Genomic DNA, 8518 nt, shown 5'->3' with positions numbered 1-8518 from the left:
GGCGCACGCGCAGGCCCGCGGCCACCTCGCTCTGGCGGCCAGACAGTCGAAGCAGCTCGGTCATGGCGGACCTCCTTCAGGCCGCAGTCGATTCACCGAGGCGGCCATCGCGGAAATCGCTCAGCGCTTGGTAGATCTCCTGTTGGCTGTTCATCACGAACGGCCCGTACTGGACGATCGGCTCTTTGAGCGGCTCTCCAGCGATCAGCAGCACGCGGGCCTCGGCGTCGGCCTCGATGACCACGCCGTCGGCCCCGGCATCGTTGGCGAGCAGTGCCATGCGCTGCACCGGAACCACCTGTCCGTTGATCGCCACCGCGCCGCGGTAGACATAGACCAGGGCGTTGCGGCTGGCCGGCAGCGGCTGCTCGAAGCGGGTGCCGGCGCCCAGGTGCACATCGAGGTACAGCGGTGCCGTGGCCTCGCGGGTCACGGCGCCGGTCACCCCGTGGCTCTCGCCGGCGATCACCGTCACGGCCACGCCCTCGGGCGTCACGAACTTCGGCAGATCGCCGGCCTTGAAGTCGCGGTACCACGGCGGGTTCATCTTGTCGCGGCCGGGCAGGTTCAGCCAGAGCTGGAAGCCTTCCATCAGGCCGTGTTCCTGCTGTGGAACCTCGGAGTGGATGACGCCGCGGCCGGCTGTCATCCACTGCACGCCGCCGTTCTCCAGCAGCCCTTCATGCCCCGCGCTGTCGCGGTGGCGCATGCGCCCGGCGACCATGTAGGTCACCGTCTCGAAGCCGCGGTGCGGGTGGTCGGGGAAGCCGGCGATGTAGTCGTCCGGCTGGTCGCTGCCGAAGGCGTCGAGCATCAGGAAGGGATCGAGCCGGCGCTGCAGCGACTGCGTCAGCACACGGGTCAGCTTGACGCCCGCTCCATCGGAGGTGGCCATGCCGGTGACCAGCCGCTCCACGCGGCGCGGATTCCGGATCGTGGGGGCGGTGGTCGGGGTGGTCATGGTCCAGTCCTTTCGGTTCGGTGGTGGAAGCGGATCAGGCGAGCGCAGCGTTCAGATCGGCCTCGGCCTGGGCAAAGCCCTTGGCGGCAGCGTCGGGACCCATGGCCAGACCTTCCGCGTAGATGAAGCGCACGTCGGTCAGGCCCAGGAAACCCAGCACGCTCTTCAGGTACGGCACCTGCGAGTCGTTCGGAGTATCGCGGTAGAGGCCGCCGCGGGCCAGTGCGACATACACCGTCTTGCCCTTGAGCAGGCCTTCCGGGCCGGTGGCGGTGTAGCGGAAGGTCACGCCGGCGCGGGCGATGGCGTCGATCCAGCTCTTGAGCTGCACCGGCACGCCGAAGTTGTACATCGGCACGCCCAGCACGATGGTGTCGTGGGCCTGGATCTCGGCGATCAGCGCGTCGTCGAGCGCGACCCGGTCGGCCTGCTCGGCGCTGCGGGCATCGGCGGGCGTGAACAGCGCGCCCAGCGCGGCTTCGTCCAGCAGCGGATGCGGCGTCACCGCCAGGTCACGCAGCGTCAGGCTGGCGCCGGGGTTGGCGGCTTGCAGGCGGGCGGTGACCTGGTTGGCCACGCGGGTCGAATTCGCGCCATCGCGGCGGGCACTGGCGTTGATCTGGAGGATGTTCATGGCGGTGTCCAAGGGTTGGAAGGGATGACTGAACTTTATCCGTCATCAATTCACGTAAAAATCCCTCCATCTGGATATGATTGTCCTGCCAATGGAACAATACAACATCCCCATCGACCCGAACGACCTGCTCATCTTTGCCCGCGTGGCCGAACTGGGCAGTTTCAGCCGTGCCGCCGACCAGCTCGGCCTGCCCAAATCGACCGTCTCGCGCCGGCTGGCGATGCTGGAGCAGCGGGTCGGCGAGCGCCTGCTGCTGCGCACGACACGGCGCCAGACGCTCACCGAGTTCGGCGAGCAGCTGCTGGCACACGCCCAGCAGGTGGCCGCCGAGGTAGAGGCCGTGACCGCCCTCAGCGCCCACCGCCAGGCTGCGCCCAGCGGCCGGCTGCGGGTGTCGATGCCCAGCGACTTCGCCAACCTGCTGCTGGTCGATGCACTGGCGGCGTTCGTCGCGTTGCATCCAGCGATCTCGCTGGAGCTGGACCTCTCGCCGCGGCGGGTCGATCTGCTGGGCGAGGGCTTCGATCTGGCGGTGCGCATCGGCGATCTGCCGGACGACAGCCTGCTCGCTGCACGCCGGCTGAAGACATTTCCCTCCGGTCTGTACGCCGCGCCGGCTTATCTGGCCGAACGGGAGGAGCCGATGGAGCCGGCCGATCTGGCCGCGCACGAGGCGGTGCGCAACCTCGGCAGCAACGGCGAGCCAGCCGCCTGGACGCTGATGCGCGACACGCAACGCTGGCAAGGCGTGCCACCCGGCCGGGTCGGTGCCAATTCGCCCGAACTGCTGATCCGGCTGGCACGCGCCGGCGCCGGCATCGCCGCGGTGCCGGACTACTTCGCGCAGGCCGACGTGCGCCAGGGGCGGCTGCGGCGCGTGCTGCCCATGTGGTGCCTGCCCAGTCCGACGGCGTGGGCCGTGTTTCCTGGTGGCCGGCTGATGCCGACCAAGACGCGGGTATTCATCGACATGCTGCTGGTCGCGCTCGGCGGCGCGGACCAGCCGCCGGCGCCACCGCTCACTTGACCGGGATCGGTTTGCCCACGGGCACCGCGGTGACGCTGTTCTTGGGCGACCCTTCGATGAGCTGTTCCGAGTAGGTCATGTAGACCAGCGACTGCCGCTTCACGTCGACCACGCGCACGATGCGCAGCCGCTTGAACAGGATCGACAGCCGCTCGCTGAACACCTCGTCCTGCTGCGGCAGCGGCTCCTTGATGCGGATCTCGCCGACCTGACGGCAGGCGATCGAGGCGTCCGACTTGTCGGTGGCCAGCCCGACTGCACCGCTGATGCCGCCGGTCTTGGCGCGCGAGACGTAGCAGGTGACGCCCTCGACCAGCGGATCGTCATACGCCTCGACGACGATCTTGTGGTTCGGGCCGATCAGCTTGAAGACGGTGCTGACCTCGCCGATCGTCTCGGCGCGGGCCGGCCAGATGACCACGGCCGCCAGGACCAGACCGGACAAGGCCGCGCGGGCGAGAAAGGAGGAGCGGGTGTGTGTCTGCATGGGCCGACATGATGAACGAGAATCGTGACACCATGCACGATCAAGCTGAATCTCCTACCCGGCAGGTCGCGCCGGTCTTCCTCCCGGTTTTCATGAAGTAGCACCGGTTTCCACCGGAAAAGCGTCCGCCCGATCTCGCAAAATCGAGGCCCATGCCGCTGCTCCTCCAACGCCTTGACTCCCCCCGCATTCCCTGACACAGCCCCCCGTCGTCAGCGGCAGCGGACCTCCTTGGGCGTGCTGCTGCAGTGCTGCTGCGGCCTGGTCCTCCTGTTCGGCATCCTGGGAACGGCCCGCGCCGTGCCGGCGACCGTGCCGATCGATCTTTCCAGCGGAGCCGTCCCGGTCTCGCTGGTCGAGGGCATGGTGGCCCTCAAGCAGGCGCCCGGGCAAGTCTCCAGCGGCACGGAGGTGCTGAACCAGCCGGGCTGGCTCCCCGCGACCGAGCCGAACCGCAATTCCACGTGGATTCCGAATGCGGTCTGGCTGACCGCCGTGCTGCACAACAGCAGCGCCGAGCCGCTGACACGCTGGATCGTCCTGAGCCCCTGGCGCATTCGGGATGTGCAGTTCCATGCCCTGCAGCCCGACACGCTGCACGAACTGGACCACCAGCACTCCGGCAGCGGCTGGCCGATGGCCGCACGCGTCCTGCACCACGTCGAACCGGTGTTCCCCGTCACGCTCGCGCCGGGCGCGTCCCTGCGCATCCTCATTCGTGCACAGGACGAGACGGTTCCGACCACGGTCATCGAGGCATGGACACCGGATACCTACACCCGTGCGCTGTCCTGGACGCTGGTGCACGAGACCATCACGCTCACGGTCTGTCTGATGCTGGTCGGACTGCTGCTGTGGACCAGCGATCCGGCCAGCTGGATGCTGGCCGGCCTGCTGACCGCTGCCGAGTGCTTTTCCGCGACCATCCGCGGGCAGTTGCTGCCCTACTTCGCACCCGCCATCGTCGGGCACCTCGTTCCAGTCTTCACGATCTCGGCGGCGCTGTGCTACTGCCTGTTCACGCTCTCGTCGAGGGCGCTGCTGGACGTCGGTCGCCGAGGTGTCTGGGCCTGGGTCCTCGGTGGTCTCAACGCCCTGGCCCTGCTGGCTGCGATCGGTACCCTCTTCTCGGACCAGCCCTTGGCGCTGCGCAAGCTCGTCAACACCCTCGGCGAGGCCGTCTTCGTGGCCTGGCCGCTGGCCGCCTGGCGGACACCTCGCCCGGACCGGCCAGGGTCCCGCGCCCTGCAATGCGCCTTTGCCGTGTCGGCCATCCTGATGGGAACGGCCGTCTGGGTCAGCCGAAAAGGCAAGCCCGTGCAGTTCGCGGAACTCACCGTGCTGTGCGTCCTGCTGGTCTACATCCACGCACGTCTGGCCAGCCAGAAGGCAGAACGGCTGCGCACCGAGCATCTGGCATTCCATGACGCGCTGACGCAGTTGCCGAACCGGGTGCGCGGGCACAGCCTGCTGCACCGGGCGCTGGCGGAGGCCCACCGGCAACACCGCTCGGTGGGCTTGCTTTACCTGGATCTCAACAAGTTCAAGCTGGTCAACGATGCCCATGGCCATGCGACCGGAGACGCGCTGCTGCAAGCGGTGGCGGTCAGGCTGCAGAATTGTCTCGGTGCTGGCGATACCGCCTGCCGCCTGTCTGGCGACGAGTTCATGGCCGTGATGCCCAGCACCCGTTCATCCGAGCAGGTCGTGCACCAATGCGAAGCGATCGTGACGGCGTTCAGCCGCCCGTTCGAGATCGATGGCGTGCAGCTCTTTCTCTCGGTATCGATCGGTGCCGCGGTGCATCCGGAACATGCGCAGGACGCCGAGGTGCTGATGCGCCATGCCGACACCGCGTTGTATGTGGCCAAACAGTCCGGCGAGAATCGATTCCGGATGTTCCATCCCGACATGAACACCCAGTTGATGGCCCACATCAGCACCCGCAGCGCGCTGCACCTCGCGCTGGAGCGCCAGGAGTTCGAGCTGCACTTCCAGCCACAGATCGGGCTGCAGCGCGGGGATCTGGTCGGTGTCGAAGCACTCCTGCGCTGGCGACGCCCGGGTCAGCCGGTGAACCAGCCGGGCGAGTTCATCGCGGTGGCCGAAGAAAGTGGCCTGATCGTGCCCATCGGCGCCTGGGTCCTCCACGAAGCGTGCCGCCAGGCTGCCACCTGGCTCCGCGACGGCTGGGCCCCCCTGAAAATGGCCGTCAATGTCTCCCCGGTGCAATTCCAGTCCGGTACGCTGGTGCAGGACGTGTCGGCCGCGCTGGCCGCCAGCGGACTCTCGCCCGCGTGCCTGGAGCTGGAGCTGACCGAGTCCGTCCTGATCGGCACCGAAAGCGAGGCCCTGCGCACCATCGGCCAGCTCAAGGCGCTGGGCGTGGGCCTGTCCATCGACGACTTCGGCACCGGCTACTCCAGCCTGGCCTATCTTCACCGCTTCCGCTTCGACCGGATCAAGATCGACCGCTCCTTCATCGCCCGGCTTGGCCAGGGTCCGGACGAACAGGCGATCGTGCGGGCCATCGTCCAGATGGCGCGCCACCTGAACCTGCGCACGACGGCCGAAGGCGTCGAGAACGCCGAAGCGGTTGAACGCCTGACGGACATCGGATGCGACGAGGTCCAGGGCTTCCACTACGCCCTGGCGCTGCCGGCTGCGGCACTGGATCGGTGGCGGCAAGCGTTCCAGCAGGCGGCAGCAGTCTGAGCTTCAGTTGGCCGGGTCGTGCGCCAGCGCCGGTACCAACACCCGCGCATGGTGCGCCACATGGTCATCGACCACACTGGCGATGAAGTAGTAGCCGTGGTCGTAGCCCGCATGGCGCCGCAGCGTCAGCGGCTGGCCGACCGACGCGCACGCCGCTGCGAACGCCTCCGGGTGCAACTGCTCGGCGAGGAACTGGTCCGCCAGCCCCTGGTCGATCAGGATGCCATCGGGGTACGGCACGCCCTCCTGCTGCGCCATCAGCACGCTCGCATCGTGGTCGCCCCAGCGTGATTCGTCCTGCCCGAAGTAGCCGGTGAACGCCTTGTGGCCCCACGCACACCGCGTCGGCGCACAGATCGGCGCGAACGCCGACACGCTGGCAAAGCGCCCCGGGTGCCGCAGCGCCAGCGTCAGCGCGCCATGACCACCCATCGAGTGCCCGGACAGGCCGAGCCGCGTGCCGTCCAGCCCGAACTGCGCCGACACCCCGGGGATCAGCTCGCGCAGCAGGTAGCTCTCCATGCGCCAGTGGCCGGCCCAGGGCGCGTGCGTGGCGTCGAGGTAAAAGCCTGCACCGACGCCGAAATCCCAGTGGTCTGCCTCACCGATCACACCGGCACCGCGCGGGCTGGTGTCGGGCATCAGCAGCGCCAACCCATGTGCCGCCGCGGCGCGCTGGGCCCCGGCCTTCACCGTGAAGGTCTCTTCGGTGCAGGTCAGCCCCGCCAGGAAGGTCAGCAGCGGCACGGCCTCGCCCGCCAGCGCCTGCGCCGGCAGGAACAGCGCGAAGCGCATCGGCAGCCCGATCTCGCGCGAGGCATGGCGATAAAACCGCTGCACGCCACCGAAACAGCCGTGCTCGCTGACGAGTTCCAGCCGGTCGAAGCCGGGCACGTTCGTCGATGCAGTCATGCTCAGAACTCCACCACCGAGCGGATCGACTCGCCGCTCTTCATCAGCGCGAAGCCGCGGTTGATGTCCTCCAGCTTGAGCTTGTGGGTGATCAGGTCGTCGATGTTGAGCTTGCCGTCCATGTACCAGTCCACGATCTTCGGCACGTCGGTCCGACCGCGGGCGCCGCCGAACGCCGAGCCTTCCCATTTGCGCCCGGTGACGAGCTGGAACGGCCGCGTCGAGATCTCCGCGCCCGCCTCGGCCACGCCAATGATGATGCTGCGGCCCCAGCCCTTGTGCGTGCATTCGAGCGCCTGGCGCATCACCTTGGTGTTGCCGATGCACTCGAAGCTGTAGTCGGCGCCGCCGTCGGTGAGCTGCACGATGGCGTCCACCAGGCTGCCGCCGGCCGCCTCGATGTCCTTCGGGTTCAGGAAGTGCGTCATGCCGAACTTGCGGGCCATGGCTTCACGCGCCGGGTTCAGGTCCACGCCGATGATCTTGTCCGCGCCGACCATCTTCGCGCCCTGGATCACGTTCAGCCCGATGCCGCCCAGCCCGAAGACGACGACGTTCGCCCCCGCCTCGACCTTGGCCGTGAACAGCACCGCGCCCACCCCGGTCGTCACGCCGCAGCCGATGTAGCAGACCTTGTCGAACGGCGCGTCCGGGCGGATCTTCGCCAGCGCGATCTCGGGCACGACGATGTAGTTGCTGAAGGTGGACGTGCCCATGTAGTGGAGGATGGGCTTGCCGTTCAGCGAGAAGCGGCTGGTGGCGTCGGGCATCAGGCCCTTGCCCTGCGTACCGCGGATGAGCTGGCACAGGTTGGTCTTGCGGCTCAGGCAGAACTTGCACTGGCGGCACTCGGGCGTGTAGAGCGGGATGACATGGTCGTCCTTGCGCAGCGAGGTGACGCCGGGGCCGACATCGACGACGACGCCCGCGCCTTCATGGCCGAGGATGGCCGGGAACAGCCCTTCCGGGTCGGCGCCGGAGAGCGTGTAGTAGTCGGTGTGGCAGATCCCGGTGGCCTTGATCTCGACGAGCACCTCGCCGAACTTCGGTCCTTCGAGGTCCACGGTCTCGATGGTGAGGGGCTGGCCTGCTTGCCAGGCGACGGCGGCGCGGGTTTTCATGGGGGTGGTCTCCTGCGATGACGATGACGAAAGGGTCGCCGCAGTGTAGCGATCAGGTCGATACTTTGCGGCATGCACACCGACCCGACTCCCCTCCTCCTCGTCACCGGCGGCAGCCGCGGCATCGGCGCCTCGGTGGCGCGGCTGGCTGCACAGCAGGGCTACGCCGTCTGTCTCAGCTACCGCAGCCGCGGTGACCTCGCCGAAGCGCTGGTCGCGCAGATCCGAGGCGACGGCGGCCGGGCGCTGGCCGTGCAGGCCGATGTGGCGGTCGAGGCCGAGGTGGTGCGGCTGTTCGAGCGGATCGATGCCGAACTCGGCCGCATCACGGCGCTGGTCAACAACGCGGGCGTGATCGAACGCCAGGGCCGCGTGATCGACATGGACGCCGATCGCCTGCGGCGCGTGTTCGACACCAACGTCGTCGGCAGCTTCGTCTGTGCGCGGGAAGCGGTGCGGCGGATGTCCACGGCGTGGGGTGGCGCGGGCGGGGCCATCGTCAACCTGTCGTCGCGGGCCGCCCGGCTGGGATCACCGGGCGAGTTCGTCGATTACGCAGCGTCCAAGGGCGCCATCGACAGCTTCACCATCGGTCTGGCGCGGGAAGTCGCGGCCGAAGGCATCCGCGTCAACGCCGTGGCGCCAGGGCTGATCGAGA

Annotated in this window: 8 protein-coding genes; 3 read left to right on the top strand and 5 right to left on the bottom strand. The window is 68.2% G+C overall.

Annotated elements, in window-relative coordinates:
* Positions 1-76: 76 nt before the first annotated feature.
* Complete coding sequence (locus AB3X43_RS10065; protein ID WP_369429711.1) at positions 77-961, bottom strand: pirin family protein; 885 nt, start codon at positions 959-961, stop codon at positions 77-79.
* 34 nt (positions 962-995) lie between these two features.
* Positions 996-1595 carry an FMN-dependent NADH-azoreductase gene (locus tag AB3X43_RS10060; protein ID WP_369429710.1) on the bottom strand — a complete coding sequence of 200 codons (600 nt, stop codon included), beginning with the start codon at positions 1593-1595 and terminating at the stop codon, positions 996-998.
* Positions 1596-1686: 91 nt separating this feature from the next.
* Between AB3X43_RS10060 and AB3X43_RS10055 the strand changes: the two genes are divergently transcribed.
* Positions 1687-2625: a LysR family transcriptional regulator gene (locus tag AB3X43_RS10055; protein ID WP_369429709.1), complete on the top strand. Its 939-nt coding sequence runs from the start codon at positions 1687-1689 to the stop codon at positions 2623-2625.
* Here the strand turns inward: AB3X43_RS10055 and AB3X43_RS10050 are convergent.
* Positions 2618-3112: a CreA family protein gene (locus AB3X43_RS10050; protein ID WP_369429708.1), complete on the bottom strand. Its 495-nt coding sequence runs from the start codon at positions 3110-3112 to the stop codon at positions 2618-2620. The genes AB3X43_RS10055 and AB3X43_RS10050 overlap by 8 nt on opposite strands.
* 237 nt (positions 3113-3349) lie before the next feature.
* Here AB3X43_RS10050 and AB3X43_RS10045 point away from each other — a divergent pair, with 237 nt between their 5' ends.
* Positions 3350-5827 carry an EAL domain-containing protein gene (locus AB3X43_RS10045; protein ID WP_369429707.1) on the top strand — a complete coding sequence of 826 codons (2478 nt, stop codon included), beginning with the start codon at positions 3350-3352 and terminating at the stop codon, positions 5825-5827.
* A 3-nt stretch (positions 5828-5830) separates the two neighbouring features.
* On the opposite strand, the gene fghA is transcribed toward AB3X43_RS10045, so the two are convergent.
* Both fghA and AB3X43_RS10035 read right to left on the bottom strand, forming a co-directional pair.
* A complete protein-coding gene (fghA, locus tag AB3X43_RS10040; protein ID WP_369429706.1) occupies positions 5831-6739 on the bottom strand; it encodes an S-formylglutathione hydrolase in 909 nt (302 codons plus the stop codon).
* Between the two features lie 2 nt (positions 6740-6741).
* Entirely contained in the window at positions 6742-7860 is a 1119-nt protein-coding gene (locus tag AB3X43_RS10035; protein ID WP_369429705.1) for an S-(hydroxymethyl)glutathione dehydrogenase/class III alcohol dehydrogenase, read from the bottom strand.
* Positions 7861-7932: 72 nt separating this feature from the next.
* On the opposite strand from AB3X43_RS10035, the gene AB3X43_RS10030 reads away from it, so the two are divergent.
* On the top strand, positions 7933-8518 hold a 586-nt coding region (locus AB3X43_RS10030), incomplete at its 3' end, for an SDR family NAD(P)-dependent oxidoreductase (RefSeq protein WP_369429704.1).

The organism is Sphaerotilus sp., assembly GCF_041083715.1.
In the GTDB taxonomy this organism is placed as follows: Bacteria; Pseudomonadota; Gammaproteobacteria; order Burkholderiales; family Burkholderiaceae_C; genus Sphaerotilus.
Note: the sequence above shows the minus strand (reverse complement) of the source record. Positions and strands in the feature narration are given on the sequence as shown.

What these genes read in the sequence shown, in the direction of transcription:
- AB3X43_RS10065 (WP_369429711.1), bottom strand. Translation starts at nt 961, where the DNA reads ATGACCACCCCGACCACCGCCCCCACGATCCGGAATCCGCGCCGCGTG.
- AB3X43_RS10060 (WP_369429710.1), bottom strand. Translation starts at nt 1,595, where the DNA reads ATGAACATCCTCCAGATCAACGCCAGTGCCCGCCGCGATGGCGCGAAT.
- AB3X43_RS10055 (WP_369429709.1), top strand. Translation starts at nt 1,687, where the DNA reads ATGGAACAATACAACATCCCCATCGACCCGAACGACCTGCTCATCTTT.
- AB3X43_RS10050 (WP_369429708.1), bottom strand. Translation starts at nt 3,112, where the DNA reads ATGCAGACACACACCCGCTCCTCCTTTCTCGCCCGCGCGGCCTTGTCC.
- fghA (WP_369429706.1), bottom strand. Translation starts at nt 6,739, where the DNA reads ATGACTGCATCGACGAACGTGCCCGGCTTCGACCGGCTGGAACTCGTC.
- AB3X43_RS10035 (WP_369429705.1), bottom strand. Translation starts at nt 7,860, where the DNA reads ATGAAAACCCGCGCCGCCGTCGCCTGGCAAGCAGGCCAGCCCCTCACC.